The 24815-nt window shown below is 69.8% G+C and carries 21 protein-coding genes, 1 tRNA gene and 1 pseudogene; 5 read left to right on the forward strand and 18 right to left on the reverse strand.

Going from position 1 to position 24815, the window contains the following annotated elements:
* Positions 1–79 precede the first annotated feature (79 nt).
* The 8 genes from ACYVLQ_RS12030 to ACYVLQ_RS12065 form a co-directional block, all read right to left on the reverse strand.
* A tRNA-Glu gene (locus tag ACYVLQ_RS12030) sits at positions 80–152 on the reverse strand.
* 85 nt (positions 153–237) lie between these two features.
* A complete protein-coding gene (locus tag ACYVLQ_RS12035) occupies positions 238–858 on the reverse strand; it encodes a TetR/AcrR family transcriptional regulator (RefSeq protein ID WP_460697507.1) in 621 nt (206 codons plus the stop codon).
* Positions 859–864: 6 nt separating this feature from the next.
* Positions 865–1653, reverse strand: a complete 789-nt coding sequence (locus ACYVLQ_RS12040; protein WP_460697508.1) for an enoyl-CoA hydratase family protein — start codon at positions 1651–1653, stop codon at positions 865–867.
* Between the two features lie 68 nt (positions 1654–1721).
* The gene (locus ACYVLQ_RS12045) at positions 1722–2882 is read right to left on the reverse strand and encodes an acyl-CoA dehydrogenase family protein (RefSeq protein ID WP_460697509.1); all 1161 of its coding nucleotides are present in this window, start codon (positions 2880–2882) and stop codon (positions 1722–1724) included.
* A gap of 3 nt (positions 2883–2885) precedes the next feature.
* Positions 2886–5132, reverse strand: coding sequence for an acetyl/propionyl/methylcrotonyl-CoA carboxylase subunit alpha (locus ACYVLQ_RS12050; RefSeq protein WP_460697510.1), 2247 nt, complete (start codon positions 5130–5132; stop codon positions 2886–2888).
* 8 nt (positions 5133–5140) lie between these two features.
* The gene (locus tag ACYVLQ_RS12055; protein ID WP_460697511.1) at positions 5141–6739 is read right to left on the reverse strand and encodes an acyl-CoA carboxylase subunit beta; all 1599 of its coding nucleotides are present in this window, start codon (positions 6737–6739) and stop codon (positions 5141–5143) included.
* A complete protein-coding gene (locus tag ACYVLQ_RS12060) occupies positions 6736–7884 on the reverse strand; it encodes an acyl-CoA dehydrogenase family protein (protein WP_460697512.1) in 1149 nt (382 codons plus the stop codon). Before ACYVLQ_RS12060 ends, ACYVLQ_RS12055 begins: the two co-directional genes overlap by 4 nt.
* The gene (locus ACYVLQ_RS12065) at positions 7881–9596 is read right to left on the reverse strand and encodes an acyclic terpene utilization AtuA family protein (protein WP_460697513.1); all 1716 of its coding nucleotides are present in this window, start codon (positions 9594–9596) and stop codon (positions 7881–7883) included. The genes ACYVLQ_RS12060 and ACYVLQ_RS12065 overlap by 4 nt, the downstream gene beginning before the upstream one ends.
* 409 nt (positions 9597–10005) lie before the next feature.
* On the opposite strand from ACYVLQ_RS12065, the gene ACYVLQ_RS12070 reads away from it, so the two are divergent.
* Positions 10006–10164: a hypothetical protein gene (locus ACYVLQ_RS12070; protein ID WP_460697514.1), complete on the forward strand. Its 159-nt coding sequence runs from the start codon at positions 10006–10008 to the stop codon at positions 10162–10164.
* A 5-nt stretch (positions 10165–10169) separates the two neighbouring features.
* On the opposite strand, the gene ACYVLQ_RS12075 is transcribed toward ACYVLQ_RS12070, so the two are convergent.
* The 6 genes from ACYVLQ_RS12075 to thiO all read right to left on the reverse strand — a co-directional run bounded on the left by ACYVLQ_RS12075 (position 10170) and on the right by thiO (position 15991).
* Positions 10170–10934 (reverse strand): adenylate/guanylate cyclase domain-containing protein, encoded by a 765-nt coding sequence (locus ACYVLQ_RS12075; protein WP_460697571.1) that lies wholly within the window; start codon positions 10932–10934, stop codon positions 10170–10172.
* Positions 10935–11523: 589 nt separating this feature from the next.
* Positions 11524–12285 (reverse strand): ABC transporter permease, encoded by a 762-nt coding sequence (locus tag ACYVLQ_RS12080; RefSeq protein WP_460697515.1) that lies wholly within the window; start codon positions 12283–12285, stop codon positions 11524–11526.
* Entirely contained in the window at positions 12285–13217 is a 933-nt protein-coding gene (locus ACYVLQ_RS12085) for an ABC transporter ATP-binding protein (protein ID WP_460697516.1), read from the reverse strand. The genes ACYVLQ_RS12080 and ACYVLQ_RS12085 overlap by 1 nt, the downstream gene beginning before the upstream one ends.
* A gap of 508 nt (positions 13218–13725) precedes the next feature.
* Positions 13726–14478 (reverse strand): thiazole synthase, encoded by a 753-nt coding sequence (thiG, locus tag ACYVLQ_RS12090; RefSeq protein ID WP_460697572.1) that lies wholly within the window; start codon positions 14476–14478, stop codon positions 13726–13728.
* 28 nt (positions 14479–14506) lie between these two features.
* Positions 14507–14722 carry a sulfur carrier protein ThiS gene (gene thiS / locus ACYVLQ_RS12095; protein ID WP_460697517.1) on the reverse strand — a complete coding sequence of 72 codons (216 nt, stop codon included), beginning with the start codon at positions 14720–14722 and terminating at the stop codon, positions 14507–14509.
* Positions 14723–14905: 183 nt separating this feature from the next.
* Entirely contained in the window at positions 14906–15991 is a 1086-nt protein-coding gene (thiO, locus tag ACYVLQ_RS12100) for a glycine oxidase ThiO (RefSeq protein ID WP_460697518.1), read from the reverse strand.
* Between the two features lie 147 nt (positions 15992–16138).
* Between thiO and thiE the strand changes: the two genes are divergently transcribed.
* Positions 16139–16843, forward strand: coding sequence for a thiamine phosphate synthase (gene thiE, locus ACYVLQ_RS12105; protein ID WP_460697519.1), 705 nt, complete (start codon positions 16139–16141; stop codon positions 16841–16843).
* Between the two features lie 8 nt (positions 16844–16851).
* Here the strand turns inward: thiE and ACYVLQ_RS12110 are convergent, their stop codons facing one another.
* The 3 genes and pseudogenes from ACYVLQ_RS12110 to ACYVLQ_RS12120 form a co-directional block, all read right to left on the reverse strand.
* Positions 16852–17637 carry a molybdopterin dinucleotide binding domain-containing protein gene (locus ACYVLQ_RS12110; protein ID WP_460697520.1) on the reverse strand — a complete coding sequence of 262 codons (786 nt, stop codon included), beginning with the start codon at positions 17635–17637 and terminating at the stop codon, positions 16852–16854.
* A gap of 46 nt (positions 17638–17683) precedes the next feature.
* A pseudogene (locus ACYVLQ_RS12115) lies at positions 17684–17914 on the reverse strand (formate dehydrogenase); the annotation flags it as partial.
* A gap of 3 nt (positions 17915–17917) precedes the next feature.
* Positions 17918–18571 (reverse strand): NUDIX hydrolase, encoded by a 654-nt coding sequence (locus tag ACYVLQ_RS12120; protein ID WP_460697521.1) that lies wholly within the window; start codon positions 18569–18571, stop codon positions 17918–17920.
* A 138-nt stretch (positions 18572–18709) separates the two neighbouring features.
* Here ACYVLQ_RS12120 and ACYVLQ_RS12125 point away from each other — a divergent pair, with 138 nt between their 5' ends.
* From ACYVLQ_RS12125 to ACYVLQ_RS12135, 3 genes are all read left to right on the forward strand, one after another.
* A complete protein-coding gene (locus ACYVLQ_RS12125) occupies positions 18710–20053 on the forward strand; it encodes a hypothetical protein (protein ID WP_460697522.1) in 1344 nt (447 codons plus the stop codon).
* A gap of 11 nt (positions 20054–20064) precedes the next feature.
* Entirely contained in the window at positions 20065–21024 is a 960-nt protein-coding gene (locus ACYVLQ_RS12130; protein ID WP_460697523.1) for a glutamate ABC transporter substrate-binding protein, read from the forward strand.
* 293 nt (positions 21025–21317) lie between these two features.
* Entirely contained in the window at positions 21318–23525 is a 2208-nt protein-coding gene (locus tag ACYVLQ_RS12135; RefSeq protein WP_460697524.1) for a serine/threonine-protein kinase, read from the forward strand.
* Between the two features lie 10 nt (positions 23526–23535).
* Here ACYVLQ_RS12135 and ACYVLQ_RS12140 read toward each other — a convergent pair whose 3' ends face one another.
* Positions 23536–24786, reverse strand: a complete 1251-nt coding sequence (locus ACYVLQ_RS12140; RefSeq protein WP_460697525.1) for an acetate kinase — start codon at positions 24784–24786, stop codon at positions 23536–23538.
* Between the last annotated feature and the right edge of the window lie 29 nt (positions 24787–24815).

Raw genomic sequence — 24815 nt, forward strand, 5'->3', positions numbered from 1 at the left:
CCCAACCGTACGCTACGCGACGAATTCGTGATGCGGACTTTCGAATCGAGACCCACCCCGAGTGGGCGGGTCTTCCGAGTAGCCCCGACGGGATTTGAACCCGCGCTACCGCCTTGAGAGGGCGGCGTCCTAGGCCGCTAGACGACGGGGCCAGGACTCGATCTCCCCATCGGAGACCGGCGTGCCTTCCGAAGGGAAGGCTCGGCCAGCTTAACGGGCGCCGCGACGGTTACCAAATCACGTCGTGCGTGCAGCGTGCAGCGCCGAATGCAGGGTGGCCGCCCACTGCTGCACGATCTCCTTGCGACGGGCGGAGTCGTCGGTGAGCACGTCGGCGAGGCCCAGCCCGCGGGCCAGGTCGAGGGTGGCCTGAACCAGGTGGTGGGCAACGGGATCGGAGTCGTCGACGCCCAGCGACTCGACGGCCATGCGGTGCGAGACGCGCCCGAAGCGGGCCTCCAGCGGGACGATGCGTTCGCGCAGGGCGGGGTCGGCGGCGGCGTGCGTCCACACCTGCAGGGCCGCCTTGAACAGCGGGCTGGTGTAGGACTCCACCAACCCGGCCACTACCGCCTCCGTGCGCCCCACGCCCGCGGCCACCTCGCCGAGCGCCAGGGCCTCCGCTTTGGCCGTGGCCATCCGAGTATCGAACATGTACTCGAGCGCGGCGGTGATCAGGTCCTCCCGGGTCGGGAAGTGGTGCTGCGCCGCCCCGCGCGACACCCCGGCCCGCTCGGCGACCACAGCCACGGTGGCCGCCGCCCAGCCCAGTTCGGCCAGGCAGTCGATGGACGCCTCGAGCAGCCGCTGCCGGGTGGCCCGGCTGCGGTCCTGCTTGGGTTCGTGCGGTGTCGCCATGACCGATTATTCTGCCCAGCTCGGCGGCCGACGCTGAAGGAAGGCCGTCATACCCTCCACGACCTCGGAAGTTCCGAAGAAACTGCCGGACCGCTTCGCCAGTTCGGCGGCGCTGCGGTCGAACTCGGCGAGCATGGCCGCGTTGACCAGCCGCTTGCTCTCGGCCAGGCCCTGTGGCGAGCCCTTGCGCAGTTCCTCCCGCAGCCTGCCCACCTCCGCCGCCGGATCATCGACGGCGAGGGTGATCAGGCCGATCCGCTCCGCCTCGGCGGCGTCGAACCTCTCCCCGGTCTGGTAGTAGCGCGCGGCCGACCGGGAGGTCATGCGCGGCAGCAGGGTGAGCGAGATCATGAACGGCGCCAAACCGATTCGCGCCTCGGTGAGCGCGAAGCTGCTGTCCCGTCCCGCCACCGCGATATCGCAGGCGGCCAGGATGCCCATACCGCCCGCCCGCACATTGCCGTCCACCTGCGCGACAACGGGTTTCGGCAACGCCAGGATGCGGCGCAACACATCGATCATCCAGCCCGTGCGGATATCGGCGGCCGCGGCGGGGTCGGCGTCCAGCGCTTCCTTCAGGTCCGCACCGGCGCAGAAGGTGTTGCCGGTATGGGTGAGCACCACGCCGCGGGCCTGCTCGTCGGCCGCTGCCCGCTCCAGTCCCGCCAGCAGTTCCCGCACCAGCCGGGATGACAGCGCATTGCGGTTGTGCGGGGAATCCAGTGTGAGAACAGCGAATCCGCCCAGTAATTCGTAGCGCACGTAATGCGTTCCGGTATCCGGTGTTTCGCTCATGGAGCCTCCTTCAGGGCCGCCGCCCCACTCGTCTTTCCGGCGGGGCATGAGCCCGCGGTTGCCGCGCGTCAGTACGACTTCGGGAGGCCGAGGGAATGCTGGGCGACGAAGTTGAGCACCATCTCGCGGCTCACCGGTGCCACGCGGCCGATGCGGGCCGCGGCGAGCATGCCCGCGAGACCGACATCGCGGGTGAGGCCGGAGCCGCCGTGGGTCTGGATGGCCTGGTCGAGGGCCTTGATACTGGCCTCGGCCGCGGCGTATTTCGCCATATTGGCCGCCTCGGCCGCGCCGAAGTCGTCACCCGAGTCGTAGAGGACGGCAGCCTTCTGCATCATCAGCTTGGACAGCTCGACCTCGATCTTCACCTGCGCCAGCGGATGCGAAATCCCTTGGTGCGCACCGATCGGCGTCTTCCACACCTGACGCTGGTTGGCGTACTCGACCGCCCGGTCTATGGCGTAGCGGCCCATGCCCACCGCCATCGCGGCACCCATGATGCGCTCCGGATTGAGCCCGGCGAACAGCTGCGCCAACGCCGCATCCTCCTGCCCGACCAGCGCGTTCGCGGGCAGCCGCACATCGTCGAGGAACAGCGTGAACTGGCTGTCGGGCTCGATGATGTCCATCTCCTGCCGGGTCTTCTCGAAACCCGGGGCGTCGGTCGGGACGATGAACAGCGCGGGTTTCAGCTTGCCGGTCTTGCTGTCCTCGGTGCGCGACACGATGAGCACGGCCTCGGCCTGGTCCACGCCGGAGATGAAGATCTTGCGGCCGTTGAGGATCCAGTCGCCGCCGTCGCGCCGCGCGGTGGTGGTGATGTGGTGCGAATTCGACCCGGCATCGGGCTCGGTGATGCCGAAGACCATCTTCGACGAGCCGTCGGCCAGCCGCGGCAGCCAGTACTGCTTCTGCTCGTCGGTGCCGTACTTCGTGATGATGGTGCCGCAGATGGCAGGCGAGACGACCATCAACAGCAGGCCCGCACCCTGCGCGGCCAACTCCTCCATCACCAGCGCCAGCTCGTAGATGCCCGCGCCACCGCCGCCGTACTCCTCGGGCAGGTTCACGCCGAGAAAGCCGAGCCGACCGGCCTCGTCCCAGAGTTCGCTCAGCGGCTCGTTGTCGCGGGCCTTCGCCGAGACGTAGTCGCTGAAACTGTATTTGGCGGCGAGCTGGGCCACCGCGGCCCGCAGCTGCTTCTGCTCGTCGGTTTCGATGAAACTCATGGCCTACTCCTGGTTGTCGGCGTCGACGGTGTTCTCGGTGGTCTCGTCGGGTTGCACGATGGCCAGCACGGCGCCGACATCGACCTGTTGTCCCGCAGTCACATTCAGCTCGGTGAGCACGCCGGTGGCGGGGGCGGTGATGGTGTGCTCCATCTTCATCGCCTCCAGCCACAGCACCGGCTGCCCCTGCTCGACCCGGTCGCCCGCCGCGGCGCCGAGCCGGATCACCGAGCCGGGCATCGGGGCGAGCAGCGAGCCCTCGGCGATGTGCTCGGAGGGGTCCTCGAAGCGCGGCAGGCGGCGCAGGCTCACCGGCCCCAGCGGTGAGTCCACGGCCACCAGGCTCCCGCCCGATCCGGATTCACCGTAGCGGGCCACCTCGAATCGGCGGCGCACCCGCCGCCGCGCGCGGTCGGCGGCGGCCGCATCGGCGGAGACCGCGCGCCCAGCCGGAACCAGCAGCGTGACGGAACCCGGTGTCGCCTCGAGCAATTCGAGGTCGTCGTGACCGTCCACCGCGAGTCCGGTCCGGGTAATCCGATAGCGCACTTCGTGTTTTCCGGTGGTGCGGCTCTCGTAGGACTTGGACTGCGGCTGCGCGGGCAGATTGCGCCAGCCGCTGGGCAGGCCACCGCCGACGCGGGCGGCAGCGCGATTGGCTGCGGCTTCGGCCAGGGCCGCCGCCACGATCGACAGCTGCTCGTCCGATTCGGAAACCAAAGGCGCGGAGAGCTTGTCGAGGCCGTGGGTATCGAAGAACGCGGTATCGGTGTCGCCCGCCAGGAAGGCCGGATGCCGCAGCACCCGCACCAGCAGATCGCGGTTGGTCACCAGCCCGTGAATCTTGGCGCGCTGCAACGTGGTTGCCAGCAGGTGGGCGGCCTCCTCGCGAGTCTCGGCGTAGGAGATCACCTTTGCCAGCATGGGGTCGTAGTGCACGCCGACCACCGAGCCGTCGACCACGCCGGAGTCTAGGCGCACGCCCGGCTCCCGCAATACCGCAAATTCGACCACCCCGTCGTTCCGGCGAACGCCGGGACCGAGTGGTGCCGTTCCGATTCCGGCGTTCGCCGGAATGACGGCGGCGGCCACGGCCGGAATGACAGTGGGGCCGCCACCGATCTCGAGCCGGTGCACCGTGCCGCTCTGTGGCTGCCAGTCCTGGGCCGGGTCCTCGGCATACAGCCGGACCTCGATCGAATGCCCGCGCATCGGCGGCGGATCCGCGGGCAGCCGACGGCCCTGCGCCACCTGGAGTTGCAGCCGGACGAGGTCCAGACCGGTGGTGTTCTCGGTGACCGGATGTTCCACCTGCAGACGGGTATTCATCTCCAGGAAGAAAAAGTCGCCCTGCTCGTCTGCCAGGAACTCCACGGTGCCCGCGCCCTCGTAGCCGATCGCCTCGGACGCCAGCCTCGCCGCTTCGAACAGCCGCGCCCGCATGCCGCGGCCCCCGCGTCCACTCGGGGGCCCGCTGTAGTCAGGCTCCGCTGCCGCGTCCGGGCTCGACTCCAGCAACCGGTCGATCCGCTCCACCAGCGGCGACGGCGCCTCCTCGACCACCTTCTGATGACGGCGCTGAATCGAGCATTCGCGCTCGCCGACCGCCCACACAGTGCCGTGCGTATCGGCCATCACCTGCACCTCGATGTGGCGCCCGGTCTCGAGGTAGCGCTCGCAGAACACCGTCGGATCGCCGAAGGCCGATTCCGCCTCGCGCCGTGCGGCTTCCAGCTGCCCGGGCAGCTCATCGAGCGAGCGCACCACGCGCATGCCGCGACCGCCGCCACCGGCGGAGGCCTTGATGAGCACCGGCAGCAGATCCGCGGTGACCTCGGCGGGGTTCAGCTCCGCCAGCACCGGCACCCCGGCGGCGTCCATCATCTTCTTGGACTCCACCTTCGAGCCCATCTGCTCGATGGCGGCGACCGGCGGGCCGATCCACACCAGTCCGGCGTCGATCACCGCGCGCGCGAAATCGGCGTTCTCGGAAAGGAATCCGTAGCCGGGATGCACGGCGTCGGCACCGGAGGCATGCGCCGCCTCGATGATCAGGTCGGCGCGCAGATACGTCTCACCAGGAGTGTTGCCCGGTAAGCGAATCGCCGCATCCGCCTCCAGCACGTGCGGGGCCGACGCATCGGCGTCGGAGTACACCGCGACGGCGCCCAGCCCCATGCGCCGGCAGGTGGCGAACACCCGGCGGGCTATCTCGCCGCGATTGGCCACCAGGACGGTCGAAATACTCACTGCGGCCCTCACATTCGGAAGACGCCGAAGCCCTCGGCGCCCTTGATCGGGGCATTGTGGATGGCCGACAACGCCATTCCCAATACCGTGCGAGTGTCCCGGGGATCGATGACGCCGTCGTCGTACAGGCGACCGGACATGAACATCGGCAGCGACTCGGCCTCGATCTGGGCCTCGATCATCGCGCGCATACCGGCGTCGGCCTGTTCGTCGAACGGCTGCCCCTTGGCCTCGGCGGCCGCCCGGCTGACGATGGAGATGACACCGGCCAGCTGGGCGCCGCCCATGACGGCGGATTTCGCACTGGGCCAGGCGAAGACGAAGCGCGGATCGTAGGCGCGCCCGCACATCCCGTAGTGACCCGCACCGTAGGACGCGCCCATCAACACCGAGATGTGCGGCACCTTCGAGTTGGAGACGGCATTGATCATCATCGCGCCGTGCTTGATGATGCCGTTCTGCTCGTACTCCTTGCCGACCATGTATCCGGTCGTGTTGTGCAGGAACAACAGTGGCGTATTCGACTGGTTGGCCAGCTGGATGAATTGGGTGGCCTTCTGCGACTCCTCGGAGAACAGCACGCCGCGCGCGTTGGCGAGGATGCCGACCGGGTAGCCGTGCAGCTCAGCCCATCCCGTGACGAGGCTGGAGCCGTACAGCGGCTTGAATTCGTCGAAGTCGGAGCCGTCGACAACACGGGCGATCACCTCGCGCGGATCGAACGGGACCTTCAGGTCCGTCGGCACGATGCCGAGCAGTTCCTCTTGGTCGTACCTGGGTTCGATCACCTCGGCGCGCGGTGCCGGGCCTTGCTTCTTCCAGTTCAACCGCCGCACGATGGACCGGCCGAGCCGGATAGCGTCCTGCTCGTCGACGGCCAGGTAATCGGCCAGACCCGAGACGCGCGCGTGCATTTCGGCGCCGCCCAGCGATTCGTCGTCGGATTCCTCACCGGTGGCCATCTTCACCAGCGGCGGGCCGCCGAGGAACACCTTGGAGCGCTCCTTGATCATCACCGTGTAGTCGGACATGCCCGGGATGTAGGCGCCACCGGCCGTCGAGTTACCGAAAACCAGTGCGATGGTGGGGATTCCGGCCGCCGAGGCCTGGGTGAGGTCGCGGAACATGCGTCCGCCCGGGACGAAGACCTCCTTCTGCGTGGGCAGGTCGGCGCCGCCGGATTCGACCAGGCCGATCACCGGCAGCCGGTTCTGCATGACGATGTCGTTCATCCGCAGGTTCTTGCGCAGCGTCCACGGATTCGAGGTGCCGCCGCGCACCGTGGGGTCCGGCGCCACGATCATGCATTCGACGCCCTCGACGATGCCGATCCCGCAGATCACGCTGGCGCCGACGTGGAAGTCGCTGCCCCACGCCGCCAGCGGGCACAGCTCCAGGAACGGCGAATCCTCGTCGATGAGCAGCTCGATGCGCTCGCGCGCGGTCAGCTTGCCGCGCTTGCGATGCCGCGCCAACTTGTCGGGACCGCCGCCCGCGATCGCCTTGTCGAACTCCGCCTCGATCTCGGCGAGCTTGCCCTGCATCGCCTCCGCGGCGGCCTGATACTCCGCCGACCCCGCGTCGACGGCCGTCCGCAATAGTGTCATGCCGTGAACCCCAATCGTCTTGCCGCCAGCGTGGTCAGGATCTCCGTGGTGCCACCACCGATACCGAGAATGCGGATGTCACGGTACTGCCGCTCCACCTCGGATTCGCGCATATACCCGAGCCCGCCGAACAGCTGCACCGCCTGCGTGGCCACCCATTCGGCGGCCTCGACGGCGGTGTTCTTGGCGAAGCACACCTCGGCGATGAGGTCGGTCTCGCCCTCGGCGGCCCGCTCGGCCACCTTGCGCGCGTAGACCCGCGCGACGTCGGTGCGCCGCGCCATCTCGGCGAGGGTGTTCTGCACGGCCTGGCGGCTGATCAACGGGCGGCCGAAGGTCTCGCGATCGCGGCACCACCGCAGGGTGAGGTCCAGGCAGCGCTGGGCCTGCGCGTAGGCCTGCACCGCCAGGCCCATGCGCTCGCTGACGAAAGCCGCTGCGATCTGGGCGAATCCGCTGTTCTCCGGGCCGACCAAGTTGTCGACCGGCACGCGCACGTCCACATAGGACAGCTCGGCGGTGTCCGACGCCAGCCAGCCCATCTTCTCCAGCTTGCGGCTCACGGTGAAGCCGGGCGTACCCGCCTCGACCACCAGCAGCGAAACACCCGCCGCCCCAGGGCCTCCCGTGCGCACCGCGGTCACCACGAAATCGGCGCGGGTGCCCGAGGTGATGTAGGTCTTGGCGCCGTTGACGATGTAGTGGTCGCCGTCGCGCACCGCGCTGGTCGTCAGGTGCCCGACGTCCGAACCACCGCCCGGCTCGGTGATGGCCAGCGAGCCGATCTTCTCGCCCGCCAAGGTCGGCTTCGCCCAGCGCTCGATGTGCTCGGCATTGCCCGAGGCGATGATGTGCGGGACCGCGATGCCGCAGGTGAACAGCGAGGCGAACAGCCCGCCGGACGCACCGGCCTGGTGCATCTCCTCGCACACGATGGCCGCGTCGATGCCGTCGCCGCCCGCGCCGCCGCCCGATTCCGGGAACTGGATCCCCAGCAGGCCCAGGGCGCCCGCCTTCTTGTGCAGTTCGCGCGGGATCTCCCCCGCCCGCTCCCAGTCATCCAGTGAGGGCAGGATCTCGCGTTCGACGAATCCCCTGACGGTCGCACGCAATTCGCGGCGTTCGGGCGTTTCCCACACATTCATGACAGCAGCTCCACCGGTATGTCGACGTGCCGGGAGCGCAGCCATTCACCGAGTCCCTTGGCTTGCGGATCGAAGCGCGCCTGATAGGCCACGCCCTGGCCGAGGATGCCCTCGACGATGAAATTGACCGCCCGCAGATTGGGCAGCACGTGCCGGGTGACCGGCAGTTTCGCGGTCTCGGGCAGCAGCACGCGCAGTTCGTCCGCGGTGAGCGCGTGCACCAGCCAGCGCCACTGCTCGTCGGTGCGCACCCACACTCCGATATTGGCGTTGCCGCCCTTGTCTCCGCTGCGGGCGAGCGCGAGGGTGCCGAGCGGAACCCGCCGGGTCTCGCCGCGCGGCAACGGGTCCGGCAGCGACTGCGCTACCACCTCGGCGAGCTCGAGTGTCGTTGCGGCCGGGGCGATCTCGACTCTCCGGCCGTCCGGCCGCACGGCCGTGTGCGGCACCTTCGCGGCATCGACGTAACCCGCCGTGAAAACCCCGTAGGGGGAACCGTTTCCGGGCGGCGAGGTCAGCGTGAAGCCCGGATAGCTCGCTAGCGCGAGTTCCACGGCGACACTGGAGAATCCGCGCCCGACCTTGTTCGGATCCGGATCGCGGACCACGCACCGCAGCAAGGCGCTGGCCTGCTCCTCGGATTCGGCGTCGGGCCGGTCGGTGCGGGTCAGCGTCCATTCCAGCTCGGCCGGGCGGACCGGCAGCCACCTCTCCAGTTGTCGTTGCACCAGTTGGGCTTTGGCTTCGATATCGAGACCGGTGAGCACGAAGTTCATCTCGTTGCGAAAGCCGCCCAGCGTGTTCAGCGACACCTTCAGCCGCGGGGGCGGCGCCTCCCCGGTGGCACCCGTTATGAGCACGCGGTCCGGGCCGTCCTCGGTGAGCCGGATGCTGTCCAGTCGGGTCGTCACGTCCGGGCCCGCGTACCGCGCGCCCTGGATCTCGTACATCAACTGCGCCTCGACCGTGTCGACAGTGACCGCGCCGCCGGTGTTCTCGTGCTTGGTGATGACGCTGCTGCCGTCCCGGCGCACCTCCGCGATCGGGAAGCCAGGGCGATCCAGGTCGGGGATCTCGGTGAAGAACGCGAAGTTCCCGCCCGTGGCCTGGGTGCCGCATTCGATGATGTGTCCCGCCACCACCGCACCGGCCAGGGCGTCGAAATCGTCTCGGGCCCAGCCGAAGTGCGCCGCGGCCGGGCCGACCACGAGGGCCGCGTCGGTCACGCGGCCGGTCACCACCACGTCCGCGCCCGCGGTCAAGCACTCGGCGATGCCCCAGGCGCCGAGGTAGGCGTTGGCGGCCAGCGGGGCGCCCAGGTTCAACTCGGCCGCCCGGGTCACCAGATCGTCGCCCTCCACATGCGCGACCCGCGCTGTGACACCGAGCTTTTCGGCCACTTCGCGGAGGCGGTCGGCCAGGCCCGCAGGGTTCAGCCCGCCCGCGTTGGCCACGATGCGCACGCCGCGCTCCAGGGCCAGCCCCAGGCAGTCTTCCAGTTGGCGGACGAAGGTTTTGGCGTAGCCGAGGTTCGGATCCTTCATCCGGTCCCGGCCCAGAATCAGCATGGTGAGTTCGGCGAGGTAGTCCCCGGTGAGCACGTCGAGTTGCCCGCCCTCGAGCATTTCCCGCATCGCGCTCAGCCGGTCCCCGTAGAACCCGGAACAGTTGCCGATCCGGATGACCTCCGGGTCGGCGGCCAGCCTGCTCATCGCGCGGCGCCTCCTGTGGGTGAGTCCGCACAGCCTTACGCTGCGTCGCCTAAGAGTCACATCCCCCCAAGAAAAAATCAAGCCTGCGTGCTTGTTAATCGGGAAACGTGCAGTTCAGGGGTATCGGGCTATGATCCCGTCGCCGCGGCCCTAGGGGGCCGCGGCGACGGGAAATGGGATGGCCGACCCTGCCCAGAGTTGGCGGGCCTCGTCGAACTCACGACTTCGTCATACCCGGCACCCGCGTAGCGGCTTTCTCATACCCGGCACCGCATACCGGCCTTCTCATACCCGGCACCGCTTAGCGGCTTCTCATTCCCGGCATGCTTTTGGCCGGGATCCACCGCGAGACTCCGGCCAAAAGTACGCCGGAATGACGGTCCGGCACGGCGCACGGCAAGATGGCTGTGTGTCCAACTCCGTGATCGTGGTTTTCCTGTTCGCCCTGGCCGGGTTCCTGTTGGGCGGGGCCTACAGCACCTGGACGAACACCCGCTGGCTGGCGATCGCCCTCGGTATCTGCGGTGTGCTCGCGGCGGGCGGGGCCGTCGCCTGGATGGTCGGGTGAGGGAGTTACTCCTCGTCCAGGCGGTAGATGCGTAGGTCCTCCGGGACTCCGCTGAGGGGGGCGGCGAAGAAGCTGCGGCGGTAGGGCTTGGGGACGTGGCCCAGGGCCGCAAGGGTTTCGGGCTGGAGAGCCTGCAGCGTGGCCGCCGAGAGCATGGTGTTGCCGTTGCCACCCGCCTCCATGACCCGCGCCGCTATCGTGACGTCGACACCCAGCCAGTCGCCGCCGATCTCGCGCGGATTGCCGGTGTGCAGGCCGATTCGCATCTGCGGCCGATAGCCCGACACCTCGACGCCGGAGAGATTGTCCTTCGCGGAGACCGCCGCCTGCACGGCCCGGTCGGGCGACGGGAAGACCGCCATCACGCCGTCGCCCATGCGTTTGACCACCCGGCCGCCGCGATCCACGATCGGGGGCTCGATGGCCTTGGCGACCCGGCGCAACAGCTCCAGCGTGGCCTCGTCCCCGGCCGACAGCGACCAGCTCGAGAAGGCCACCAGGTCGGTGAACATCACCGTCGTCTGCTGGGTGCCCTTGCCCCTGCCCACCCGCTCCAGCATGGCCTGCCAGACCTGCAGCGCGCCGAGGCCGATCTCCTTGGCCGCATTGGGGGTATCGCCGACGAGCTTGTCCGCCGCCCGGGCCACCGCACGCGGGCCGCCGGGACCCGAAACCGACAGTGGGTCACCGAAAGCCGGATCGCCCGGCAGATTCTCGCGGGCTCGCCGGATCACACCGATGACATCCGGACGCTGGTTGGCCGCGGCCATCAACGACGACAGCTGCCCCGCGCGCAACCGACCGGCCGGACGTCGGGGAGCGTCGTCGGAGTCGGCCGGAGTGAGCGGTATCACGACATCCGGACCCGGTTCGATACGGCGTCGGCCGCGGCCGGGTTCGGTGCTCCCGCCCGTGCGTGACTCTCCCGTCTCCGGTCGCCGCGCCGAACCGTCGGCATCGGCCGCGCGCGGCGCGGTTTCGCCGTCGCCGGAGGGTGTTTCGCTCACGGCGCCAGCGTAGCTCAGCCACCTGTCGGTGCGCGGATTACCGATGATCGCCACCTGCCATCTCCCTGTCGGACTGAGCGGGCACGGCAATGGGTCCGCAGATGGATAGCTTCTTGGTTGCTGAGGCCGATACTACGCAGCACCGGTCCCGGATGGAAGCGCGTCGTTTCACAGTTAACCAAGGATTTCCACGAAGACACCGGCCCGATGCGAGAGTTTCGCACCGGGCCGGTGATGCCACGACGACCGGGCAGTGGCCGACGTGACTCGGGTACAGCGGTCCCCCGACAGGACCGCCCTCCCGGCCCCGGGGTGGCGAGGGAATGCTCCCCGGGGGTTCGGGCAGGTTCTCCTAGGCGTCGCGTTTCTCGACCGTGTACAGCGCGGCGGCGAGGACGATCGCGACGAAGACGGTGAAGTACACCAGTCCGCCCCACGGGCCCCAGTGCCAGTTGCCACTGGCGTCCGCGCCGCCGATGAAGCGCTGCATGTTGGCGAAGGGCAGGAACGGCTGCACATTGCGACCGAAGCTGCCGAACGCGCCCGCCAGGGGCTCGACCAGCATCGGCCACAGCACGATCAGGGCGATCGCGGCGGCGGACTGGCGCACCAGCACACCGATCGCCACGGCCAGGATCGCACCGAGGAACGCGTAGACCGGGACGCCGATCAGGCCGCGCCAGTCCTCGGCGGACGACAGCGTGAGTTGCGCACCCGCGTCCGAGCCGCTGAGCACCTTGGCGAGGCCGAAGGCCAGCAGGGCCAGCACCGCGGTGAGCACCGCGCCGAAGACTGCCACCAGACCGGCCTTCGTCGCGATCACCCACATCCGGTTCGGCGTCGCCTGGAAGGTCGTGCGGATGATTCCGAAGCGGTATTCGCTGGTCACCGTCAGGGTCGCCATGATCATCAGGATCATCACGCCCAGGCCGGTCAGGCCCGAGACCGCCATCGAGACCGTCAGCTCGAGCATGCCCTCCTTGCCGTAGGAGGCCTTGGCCACCAGGCCGAAGACCGCCGCCAGGCCGAGGCCGATCACGACGACCGACGCCGAGCACCACCAGGGCGACCGGGTGGAGGTGAGCTTGATCCGTTCCGCTGTGATCACGCCCATCAGAGCGCACCTCCCATCACCTGTTCGATACCCTCACCGTGGTATTGCACCGCGCCGCCGGTCATCCGCATGAATGCCTCCTCCAGCGAGGCCCGCTGCGGCGCCAGTTCGTACAGCGTGATGTTGTTCGCACCCGCCAGTTTGCCGACCGCGTCGCTGGTCTCTCCGACGACCAGCAGGGCCGCGGGATCCTCCTCGCGCACCGTCAAGCCGTTGGAGGTGAGCAGGCTGCGCAACTGGTCCAGCTGCGGACTGCGCACGCGCACAGTCGATTCCGAGGCGCGCTCGATGAAATCCTTGGTGTTGGTGTCGGCGATCAGCTTGCCGCGGCCGATCACGACCAGGTGGTCGGCGGTCTGCGCCATCTCCGACAGCAGGTGGCTGGAGACCAGCACGGTCCGGCCCTCGGCGGCCAGCCGCTGCATGAACCGGCGGATCCACAGGATGCCCTCCGGGTCCAGGCCGTTGACCGGCTCGTCGAACAGCAGCACCGGCGGATCGCCGAGCAGCGCACCCGCCAGGCCCAGCCGCTGCGACATGCCGAGGGAGAAGCCGCCCGAGTTCTTGTTGGCCACCTCGGTGAGGCCGACCAGGCGCAGCACCTCCTCCACTCGGGACTGCGGGATGCCGTTGGTCGCCGCCATCCAGCGCAGATGCGAGCGCGCCGAGCGGTTGGGGTGCACCCACTTGGCGTCGAGCAGCGCGCCGACGGTGCGTAGCGGATTGTCGAGGTCGCGGTAGGGCTTGCCCTGGATCACCGCGGTGCCCGCGGTGGGCCGGTCCAAGCCCAGGATCATCCGCATCGTGGTCGACTTGCCTGCGCCGTTGGGTCCCAGGAACCCGGTCACCTGCCCGGGCTCGACCTTGAACGTCAGATCGTCGACAGCGACGGTGGTGCCGAACCGCTTGGTCAGGCCAGTCACTTCGATCATGACGACCAGTCTTCCGAAAATCGCATATGTAGGCCATCGCTCACAGGTCGCTAGTTCGATCATCCTCGAGGATGAGGGGCACCCCCATGCATGCCCGACCTATCCCCCACTCAAACCAGCATGCCATCCGGTCGTCCACAGGCACCACCGATTTCCGGACCGGTGGATCATTGCCACTCACACCATGGCCCCGGCACCCGATACCCACAGGCCGCCCAACGAATACACAGAGATTCCGGCCAAGAGCGTGCCGGAATGACGACCGCCTCCGCCTCCACACCATCCATGACAACCACCCCGCCTTCACCCCATCCATGACGACCGCATCCGCCTACGCACTTACACGACCGCCACATCCACCCACCCACATGCACGACCGCCACATCCGCCCACATGCACGACCACCGCATCCGCCCACATGCACGACCACCACATCTGCCACGCACATGCACGACCGCCGCATCCGTCATTCCGGCACGCTTTTCGCCGGAATCCTGTCAGCGGGCGCTCACAGGTCCGGGGAGGATGCCTGTGCCCAGAATCGCTTGGGGATGCGGCCTGCCTCTCGCGCGAGGTATCCGGCCTCGACCGCGGCGGACATGGCGGCGGCCATCGTCACGGGCCTGCGCGCTCGAGTGACCGCGGTTGCCAGCAGTACAGCGGAGCAGCCCAGCTCCATGGCCAGGGCGGCGTCGCTGGCTGTGCCGATCCCGGCGTCCAGGATCACGGGGACGCCCGCGGCCGCGACGATCATCTCGATATTGTGCGGATTGCCGATGCCCAGGCCGGTGCCGATCGGGGCGCCCAGCGGCATCACCGCCGCGCAGCCGGTGTCCTCCAGCCGACGGGCGAGTACGGGATCGTCGTTGGTGTAGGGCAGCACGACGAAGCCGTCGTCGACCAATTGCTCTGCGGCGGAGACCAATTCGATGACATCCGGGAGCAGGGTGCGCTCGTCGGCGACGACCTCGAGCTTCACCCAGTCGGTCCCGAGCGCCTCGCGCGCCAGCTGCGCGGTGAGCACCGCCTCGGCGGCCGTGCGGCATCCGGCGGTATTGGGCAGCAGGGCGATGCCCAGGCGCCGCAGCAGGTCGAGGACGCCGGTGCCGCCGGTCGCGTCGACGCGGCGCATGGCCACCGTCGTCAGTTCGGTCCCGGAGGCGACCAGCGCCTCCTCCAGCACGGCCAGGTTCTCGGCGCCACCGGTGCCCATGATCAGCCGGGAGTCGAAGGTGCGGTCGGCGATGCGCAGGGGCGCCACGGCGGACGCGCTGGCCGTCACCGCCGCGCTAGCCACCCTGCACCGCCGTGAGCACCTCGATCTCCCAGCCCCGGCCGACCGGCTCGTCCCAGCGCGACTTGGGGAACACGGCGCCGTCCACCGCGACGGCGACGCCCTGACACGGGAGTTCCAGCCGCGCGAGCAGCTCACGCACGCTGAGCGGCTCGGCGAACTCGTGGTCCCGGCCGTTCACCGTGACACCGATAGGGATTGTTGCAGTCATCGACTACCTCCTGATGATTTTGAGGCACAGCCGCTTTCGCGGCCCACCCGAGGGCGGACCCTTCGACCGGCTCCGAGTGCGTTCGCCCGGGTACGGGCGGTTGTGTCGCGGCCGATCTCCGGGGCAAGTCGGTGGGCGCGGCGGTTCCGGCGGCGCCCGACACCGCGGTGACTCACGGCAGGCTCAGGCACGCTCATGGCCGGGCCCTTGCGACAGTTGCGGAAACCGTTGTGGGTCAGCGGCTTTCGCCTCGGCGAGTACGTCCCCGGAGAGCAGGGCGGCGACCGCGTCGACGGTGATCGGCACGCCGAGGATGCCGTTGCGGCCGTGGCCGGTGGCGACGATCACGCGGTCGCTCATCCGGCCGATCAGCGGCAGGTTGTCGGGGGTGCCGGGGCGGGCCCCGGCACTCGCCTCCTGCAGTTCGTATTCGCCGAGCGCGGGCAGCACCGCCTCCGCGTCCGCGATGAGATCCCGGACTCCGGCGACAGTCACCGCGGTGTCGAACCCCGCCTCGTATTGCGTTGCGCCGACGACGATTCCGTTCGCCCGCGGCACCAGATACAGCGGGCGGCCGTGCACGCGGGCACGGATCACGCGGCGCGGCGGGGGCGGCGCTCCGGGCCGATGCCGCAGCCGTAGGATCTCGCCCTTCACCGGCCGCACCGGCAGGCCGGGCCGCAGCTGTGCGGCGGCGGCGCCGGTGGCGAGCACGATCTGGTCGTGATCGAGATCACCCACAGCCGCGACGGAGGCCGCGCGGATGTGCACACCGGCCTGTTCACAACAGCGGCGCAGGGATTCGACCAGGAGACGGTTGTCCACAGCCGGTTCGGTGGGCGCGAGCAGGCCCGCACGGACGGTGCGGGCGAGATCGGGCTCGCAGGTCCGCACGCCCTGCCGGTCCAACAGTCGCATCTCGTATCCGCGCGCGGTCACGAAGTCGGCGATGGTGTGCAGGTCCGCGGCGTCGGCGGTGTCCGATGCGACGGTGAGCGTCGCGTCGGCGACGAAGACGGACACGCCGGTCGCCGCCTGGATCCGGGCGCCGAACTCGGGCCAGCGGGCCAGCGAGGCGGCACCGAACTCGAGGGGTTCGTCCTCGCCGGGCCACCCCTCGGACAGGGGAGCGAGCATGCCTCCGGCGACCCAGGACGCACCGCTTCCCGCGGCGGGGTCGAACACGGTGACCGACCAGCCCGCTTCGGCGGCGCGCCACGCCACCGACAGCCCGATTACACCCCCACCCACGACGGCCAGACTTCGCATACCTTCCACCTTGCTCGATCCCGGATCAGCCGGGATCCGGACGCTGCGGACACTCCCGCACCGAACGGCCTCCCCGCGCGGCCGCCTTCGCTGCGGGGATGTCCAGATGTTTCGCTAACCCAAGGTACCGCGACTACCGTCGGTGACGTGCAACCGTCCCATCCGAACCGCTCCGCAACACCCCGGGACCGGCTGGCCTCGGCCCTGCTCTACCTGTGCACCGACGCCCGCCGCGATACGGGCGACCTAGCCGCCTTCGCCGAGGCCGCGCTGGCGGGCGGGGTCGACATCATCCAGCTGCGCGACAAGGGCTCCGCGGGCGAGGCGAAGTTCGGGCCGCTGGAGGCGAAGGCGGAATTGGGCGCGCTGGCCGAGCTGAAGGCGGCGACCCGTCGGCACGGCGCGCTGCTGGCGGTCAACGACCGCGCCGATATCGCGCACGCCGCCGGTGCGGATGTGCTGCACCTGGGTCAGGACGATCTGCCGCCCTGGTACGCCCGCAAGATCGTGGGGCCGGACGTGGTCATCGGCCGCTCCACCCACAACCGCGACCAGGCGGGCCTGGCCGCGATAGACGAGCACATCGACTACTTCTGCACCGGCCCGGTATGGACCACCCCCACCAAACCCGGCCGCAGCGCGGCAGGACTGGACCTGGTCCGCTCCGCCGCCGCCGTCCAACCCACCCACCCCTGGTTCGCCATCGGCGGCATCGACGAGGACCGCCTGGCCGATGTCCTGTCCGCGGGCGCCACCCGAATCGTCGTAGTCCGCGCCATCACCGCATCCCCCGACCCGGAATCCGCCGCCCGCTCCCTCAAACAACGCCTCCTCTCCAACACCACCCTCTGACCCCGCGGTCAGGGGAGGGGGTCGAGGCGGATGGGGACGCCGTTGAGGTGGGACATGCCTGCGAGGCGTTCTATGTCGGCGGGGTCGGTGGACATCAGGAGGTTGACGTTGGCGCCGCCTGCGGCGATGGCGGTGCGCCAGCCGGCGGTGTGGCCCCAGCCGTGCGGTACGGCGACGGTGCCCTCGGTCATGTCCTCGGTGAGGCGGGCCGTGACCTCGATCGCGCCGTGCGGTGAGCTGAGTCGGAAGCGGTCGCCGTCGGCGATCCCGGCGACGGCGGCGTCCTCAGGGTGGATGCGTGCGGCGTGCTCGCGGCGAGCCACCAGGGAGTCGGCGTTGTGCATCCAGGAATTGTGGGATTTCAACTCGCGCATGCCGATTACGCGCAGCGGATAGGCCGGGTCGATCGGCGGTGCTGCCAGCTCGCTCAGCTCCGTGACGATCTCGGGCGGCGCCAGCCGCACCCGGCGGTCCTTGTGCCGCACCACCTTTCGCAGCACGCCCGTGGTGATACGGTCGGCCAGCACCAGCCCGTGCGGGTGACGGCGCAACTTGCGCAGGTTGATTCCGTCGCGTCGCAATCCGAAGCGGTCACCGTAAGCACCGGTTCGCAGCGCGAGGTCCAGGAGTACCCGGGGACGAATCCGCGCCGCGCGACCGCCCGGCACGCGCCGCCGCAGCTCTCCGAGCAGTCGAGCAGGAGGCCCGAAGGCGAAGGGCTGCACGCCGATTCGCCGCGCGATCTCGTCGATGATCTCCCACTCCTGCCGCGCCTCGCCATAGGGCCGCAGCACCGGCTCGGTGTACTGGGTGTATGGGACCGGAGCCAGTGCCGCGACACGACACCCGCTCGAACGAACCGTCGGCGCCGCGCCGCAGCGGATACAGCACCCGCTCCGGATCGTTTTGCACCTCGGTGAATGCGATCCCTTTGGGGCAGGCGAACCCCCGCGACAGAGGGTGTTGCCTATCGGGCCGCAACTGCGTCAGCCGCCCGTCCTCGACGGTGGCGATCAGCCCGCAGAGCGGTTCACAGATTCGGCAGTATGTCGGCACCTCGCGTGCTGTCATAGCTCAAGACAACACCTGCTCCAGCGTGAGGAACAACACATTTCCGGCCAGATCCGCCGCGGATCCGATGCGCGCCGCGCGCCCGCCCCGGCCGTTCGAGTGCAGCCATACGAAGCCGTGCTCGGCCAGATCCACGGTGCGCGGCAGCGCCGCCGCGACGGTCGCGGCCTCGGCGACGCCCGCCAGGCTGATGCGCGCCGACGAGGCCCGCAGCGCCGGCCACGCCGCCGCGAAACCCGGATGCAGCGGCCGCGCGTCCACCTCCTCCTCGGGCACCCACGCCAGCTCGGCGCTCTCCCGATTCGCCGTGGTGGCCAGCGGCTCGGCGGCATCGGCGACCACCGTGGTGTAGGTCCAGCCGCTGGGGGCCGTCGCCGTTATGCGCTCGCCGCGCACCCGCACGGCCTCCGGGACGATTCCGGTCTCCTCGTGCGCCTCGCGCACGGCGGCGTGCACGCTGGTCTCGTGGCTGTCGCGGGCGCCGCCGGGCAGCGCCCAGGTGCCGCCCTGGTGACTCCACGGCGCCCGGTGCTGCAGCAGCACCATGGCGCCGCCGCCGGTCCGTGGCGCCCGCAGCAGCAGCCCCGCGGCCCCGAACAGGCCCCACTGCCGCGTTCCGTCGGGGGAGTCCACAAAACCGTCTCCGTCACCACGCATGCTCGTCTCGTCCCATCCTCGCCACCACTGCCGCGCCATTGCCGCGGGTGCCGGGGCGACACACCCGAGACGGCGTCGGTACGACCACAATAAGCTCAGTCCGGCACGGTATGGGCCGGACGGCGATCGGAGGTGACCATGACTCGCAGCCTGCCACCGCGGCTGGACGAGCTGTCGCCACGCGCCGCGGCGGCCGCGGTGCGCCGCCGGTTGGACGACACCGACCTGCGCGCGTTCGCGCACTCCTCCCCCGCCAAGCTGATCGCCATCGGCCTGCTGCTGCTGGGCATGTGCCTGCTCGCCGGGGCCGTGGCCTCGTCGACGGTCGACAACCGCCAGCAAGCCCTGGACCACCTGCTCGACGAGGCCGAGCCCGACGCGTACTCGGCCCAGCGGCTCTACGCCTCGCTGTCGGTCGCCGACGCGGCCGCGGGCACGGCGTTCATCTCCGGCGGCCTGGAGCCCAAGCCGGTGCGCGACCGCTACAGCCAGGCCGTCGGTCAGGCGTCCGCGGAACTGGTCGCGCAGTCCGACGCCGGGCGCAGCGGGCCTGGCACCGATGCCGACGGCCACCTGCGAGCCGGTATCGCGACCCAGCTGCCCGTGTACACCGGCCTGATCGAGACCGCCCGGGCCAACAATCGCGAGGGTCATCCGCTCGGCGCCGCCTATCTCAGCGAGGCGTCGAATCTGATGCAGTCGACCATGCTGCCGATGGCGCGCGAACTACAGGAACACCGCTCGGTGGCGATCACGGATACGCAGCGCCACCACGTGCAACCGCCGTGGGTCGCGATCGCGCTGCCGATCCTGACGCTGGGCGCGCTGGTCGCCGCGCAGTGGTACCTGGCGCGCCGCTGGCACCGGGTGCTGAATCCGGGCCTGCTGCTCGCCTCGGGCACACTGGTGATCGTGCTGGCCTGGACCGTGATCGCCGGGTCCATCTCGGCGGTCGCCACCACCCAGGGCCGCGACGACGGGGCCGTCCCGACCTCGGAGCTGACCGAGAGCCGCATCCTCACCCAGCAGGCCCGCGCCGCCGAGACCCTGAAGCTGGTGCGGCGCGACGCCAGCGGCGACTACGACCGAATCTACGACAAGGCCACCTCGGATCTGACCATGCTGCTCACCCGATATCCGGACGGCGCACCCGGTTCCGATGACGTCACCACCGCGCGCGGGGCGCTGGACCGCTGGCGCCAGGCGCATCAGCGGATGAACGAGGCGCTGGGCCGCGGCGACTTCCCCGGCGCCAGCGCCGTCGCGATCGGTCCCGGCGCCAACGGGGCCACCGCCGATGTCGAGGCACTCGACAACGCGCTGCGCGGCGGCCTCTCCGATACGCGAAACACGTTGCGCAGCGAGGTTTCCGACGCGGCGCGCGCGCTCGATCTGCTGGCGCCGGGCGCGCTGGTGCTGTCCGTCCTGGCCGCCGCCCTCGTGGTGGCGGGCCTGTGGCCGCGGCTGCGGGAGTACCGATGAGGGCGGCCCCGATGCGAAGCCGGGCGCTGCTGCTGATCGCCGTCGCCCTGCTGGCCGCGGGCTGCCACGACCGGTCCGCGGTCCCGCCGCCGACCGACAGCACCGTAAGCTATTCCGAACCGCCGTATCCCGCGAAAGCCGTTCCGGCACAGACGCAAACACCGTTGCCGCCGGAGCCCGACAAGAGCTGCGACGCGACGGCCAGCCTGCGCCCGAGCGCCGCGGGCGGGCCCACCGTCGATGCCATCCGCGCCCGCGGCCGGTTGCTCGTCGGCCTCGACCCGGGCAGCAATCTGTTCAGCTTCCGCGATCCGATCAGCGGCACGCTCGCCGGATTCGACGTCGATATCGCCAAGGAGATCGCGCGCGACCTGTTCGGTGACCCGGAACGGGTGGAGTACCGCATCCTCGGTTCGGCCGATCGCGAACGGGCCCTGCAGGAACACACCGTCGACGTGGTGGTGAAGACCATGACGATGACCTGTGAGCGGCGGGCCCGGGTGACGTTCTCCACCACCTATCTGATGTCGCACCAGCGGGTGCTGGTCGTGAAGGATTCCGGCATCCGAAGCCTGGACGACCTGGCGGGCAAGCGGGTGTGCGTGGTCACCGGCACGACCTCGCTGGATCTGATCCGCCGCAACCAACCGGCGGCGTCGATCCTGACCGTGCCCGCCTGGGCCGACTGCTTGGTCGTGTTGCAGCAGCGCCAGGTCGACGCGGTCAGCACCGACGACGCGCTGCTGGCCGGGCTGGCCGGGCAGGACCCGTACGCGGAGGTCGTGGGCGGCAACCTGAGCGACGAGCCCTACGGCGTCGGCATCCCCAAGGGCAACGACGACATGGTGCGCTTCGTCAACAACACCCTCGACCGGCTGCGCTCCGACGGCACCTGGAACCGCATCTACCAGCGCTGGCTATCGGTCCTCGGCCCGTCGCCCGGCCCGCCGCAACCGCGGTATCAGGATTGATCCCGATGCCCGATCCCGGCGAATCCACTTCCGGCCCCACCGAATCCGTGTCCGGCCCGCCGCGACCGGAGCCCACCTCGGCGCAGCAGGAGCAGACAAGGGCGGTACCACCCGAGACGTCGGCGGCCTCCCCTGAAACCCAAGCAGACCCATCCCAAAGCACCTCCCCGACATCCCAAAGCGCCTCCCCGTCATCCCAGAGCGCCTCTCCGTCATCCCAGAGCGCTTCTCCGTCATCCCGGCACGCTCTTGGCCGGGATCCCTCACGAGATTCCGGCCAAGAGCACGCCGGAATGACGGAGGCGGAAGCGGGGCCAGGCACCGTGGCCGGGCCGGAACCCACCCGCGCCGACTCGCGGCCGTCCGGTCGCAGCGGGCGCACGGTCCGCACGCGCCCGACGGTGCGGCGGCTCGGGGCCGGTCTGGTGCCGATTTCCATTGTGCCGCCGGTGGATCCGCGCTCGGTGGTGCTGACCGACCCGGTGGTCGCCGAGGCACGCCGGTTCTGCTGGCGCTGCGGGAAACCGGTCGGGCGCGCCACCGCAAGCCACCCCGCGACCACCTCCGGAGTCTGTGAAACATGCGGCGCCCCTTACGATTTCCGGCCCTACCTGAGTGTCGGCGATATGGTCGCCGGTCAATACGCGATCCAGGGCTGCATCGCGCACGGCGGCCTGGGCTGGATCTTCCTGGCGGTCGACCGCAATGTCAGCAACCGCTGGGTGGTGCTCAAGGGCCTGTTGCACAGCGGCGACGCGGAGGCCCAGGCGGTGGCCGTCGCCGAGCGCCAATACCTCGCCGAGCTGGCGCATCACAGCATCGTCAAGATCCACAATTTCGTCGAGCACCCCAGCCCCGAGGGGGTGCCCGTGGGCTACATCGTCATGGAGTACGTCGGCGGGCGGTCGCTGCGCAACATGCTCGACTCCTACGAGCGCCCGGACCGCATGCCGGTCACCGAGGCCATCGCCTATGTCCTGGAGATCCTCCCGGCGCTGGAATATCTACACTCGCTGGAACTGGCCTACAACGACCTCAAGCCCGATAACATCATGGTCACCGAGGACCAGGTGAAGCTGATCGACCTGGGCGCGGTGGCCGGATTCGAATCCTACGGAAACCTGTACGGCACCAGGGGTTTTCAGGCACCCGAGATCGCCAGGACGGGGCCGACCGCGGCGTCGGACATCTACACGGTGGGCCGCACGCTGGCGGCGCTGACGCTGAACCTGCCGACGGAGAAGGGCCGCTATCTCGACGGCCTCCCGGAACCCGAGGCCGAGCCGCTGCTGGCCCGCTACGAGTTCTTCCACCGGCTGCTGCTGCGCGCCACCGATCCGGATCCGGCGCGCCGATTCCCGTCGGCCCGGGGGATGACGACGCAGCTGACGGGCGTGCTGCGGGAGGTTCTGGCGACCGAGACCGGCGCCGAGCAGCCGCAGTTGTCGACGGTGTTCAGCCCGCCGCGCACCAGCTTCGGCACCGAGGAACTGGTGGCGCAGACCGACTCCTATGTCGACGGCGCCGCGCGCACCAAGAATCTGCGTGCCCGCGATGTCGCTGCGGCACTTCCGGTTCCGGTGATCGATCCGTCGGATCCGTCGGCCGCGCTGCTGGCGGGCACCGTGCACCCGGAACCGCGGCATGCGCTCGACGCGGTGCGCACCGCGCGCCAGCGGGCCGCGGCCGAGCCGGGCGGCACGCCGGAGAGCTTCGAGGCCGAGTGCACATTCGCCGAGGCCCGCATCCACCTGGACCTCGGCCAGCCCGCCGCGGCGCGCGATGTGCTGAACCGGATCGAGGACGACGATTGGCGCGTCGACTGGTACCTCGGCCTGGCCGGGCTGCTCGAGCTCGACTACCAGCGCGCGTTCGACCGATTCGACGCGGTGCTGCAGGCGCTGCCCGGCGAGGTCGCGCCCAAGCTGGCACTCGCCGCGACCGCGGAACTGGTACTGCAGCACTGGGATTCGCCGGATCCCGGGCAGTGGCGCCGCTACGCGGAGAAGTTCTACGCCACCGTGTGGCGCACCGACCGCGGCGTGGTGAGCGCCGCGTTCGGCCTGGCCCGGCAGCTGAGCGCGGCCGGAAGGGTCGTCGAGGCGGTGCGGGCGCTGGACGAAGTACCGGCCGCCTCGCGGCACTACGGCGAGGCGCGGATGACCGCGGTGCTGATGCTGCTGACCGCGGCACCCGTGGCGAAACTCGAGGAATCGGCGCTGCACATCGCCGCGGCCCGGGTGCAGGCGCTGCCGTCGAGCGAGCATCGCGGCATTCAGATGCGCCTCCTGGTGCTCGGTTCGGCGCTGGCCTGGCTGCGCGCGGGCAACGCCCCGAAGCTGCCGGATGCCACGCTGTTCGGCGAGCCGTTCACCGAACGCGAGCTGCGTCAGGGCACCGAGACGGCGCTGCGCGGGCTGGCCCGCACGGCGCCCGGCCGCGCCCATCGCTACGCCCTGATCGACCTCGCGAACGCGATCCGCGCCAAGACCTGGGTGTGACCGTGCAGTCTCAGCCGACCAGTCGGGCCGCCGCGCGAGCGATCGCGAGTTCCTCGTTGGTCGGCACCACCAGCACCGATACCTCGGCGTCCGGTGGCGAGATGTAGCGAGCCGCACGGTCTTTCGCCTCGTTGCGGCCGGAATCCACGGCGATGCCGAAGCGTTCGAGCCCGGCCAGCGCGTCGGCGCGCACGCGCGCGTTGTTCTCCCCGACACCGGCGGTGAAGGTGACCGCATCCACCCGACCCAGTTCCACCAGATACGCACCCAGGTACCGGCGCAGCCGATGCACGTAGACGTCATAGGCGAGCAGCGCCGCCTCGTCCCCGGTTTCGATGAGCCCGAACAGTTCTCGGAAGTCGTTCACCCCCGACAGGCCTTTGATGCCCGAGTCCCGGTTCAGCAGTTCGTCGATCTCGTCGATGCTCAGACCGGCGGTGCGCGCCAGGTGCGGGATGATCCCGGGATCGAGATCGCCGGAGCGGGTGCCCATCACCAGCCCCTCCAGCGGTGTCAGGCCCATCGTGGTGTCCACCGCGCGGCCACCCCGGATCGCCGACGCCGACGCGCCGTTGCCCAGGTGGAACACGATCTGGTTCAGCTCCGCCGGATCCCGGCCCAGCAGCTCCGCGGCCCGCCCGGACACGTACTCATGTGACGTTCCATGGAAGCCGTACCGGCGAATGCCGTGTGCGGCAGCGACTTTCGAATCGATTGCGTACGTCTTGGCGGCATCGGGCAGGCCGTGGAAGAACGCGGTGTCGAAGACGGCGACCTGCGGCACGTCCGGCAGCAGCGTGCGGGCGGATTCGATGCCGGTCACGTTGGCCGGGTTGTGCAGCGGCGCAAGCGAAGACAGCTCATCGATCGACCGCGCCACCGAATCGTCGATCAGCGTGGGCCGATAGAACACCTCGCCGCCGTGCACCACCCGGTGCCCGACGGCGGTCAGACCGGCGGTGGTCAGGTCGTGACCGCCGCGGGCGAACAGGTCGAACACGATGCGCAGGCCGGTGGCGTGGTCCGGGACGGCGCCGTCGTGCGCCAACGTGCGGCCGTCGCTGTGATGCTCGACGGTCGGTTCGCCGGGGGCGACCGACTCGCCGATCCTCGACACCAGACCGGAGGCCACGACCGTGCCCGAATCCGGGTCCACCAGTTGATATTTGATCGACGATGAGCCGGAGTTGATCACCAGGACCTGCATCGCGCCTCCAATCTGTGCTGCTGTCTCGGGCAACGCCGGGAGTTTGCCGCGCATTCCGCCCGCTCCGTCATCGCGGCGAAATC

This window comes from Nocardia thraciensis, assembly GCF_054782435.1.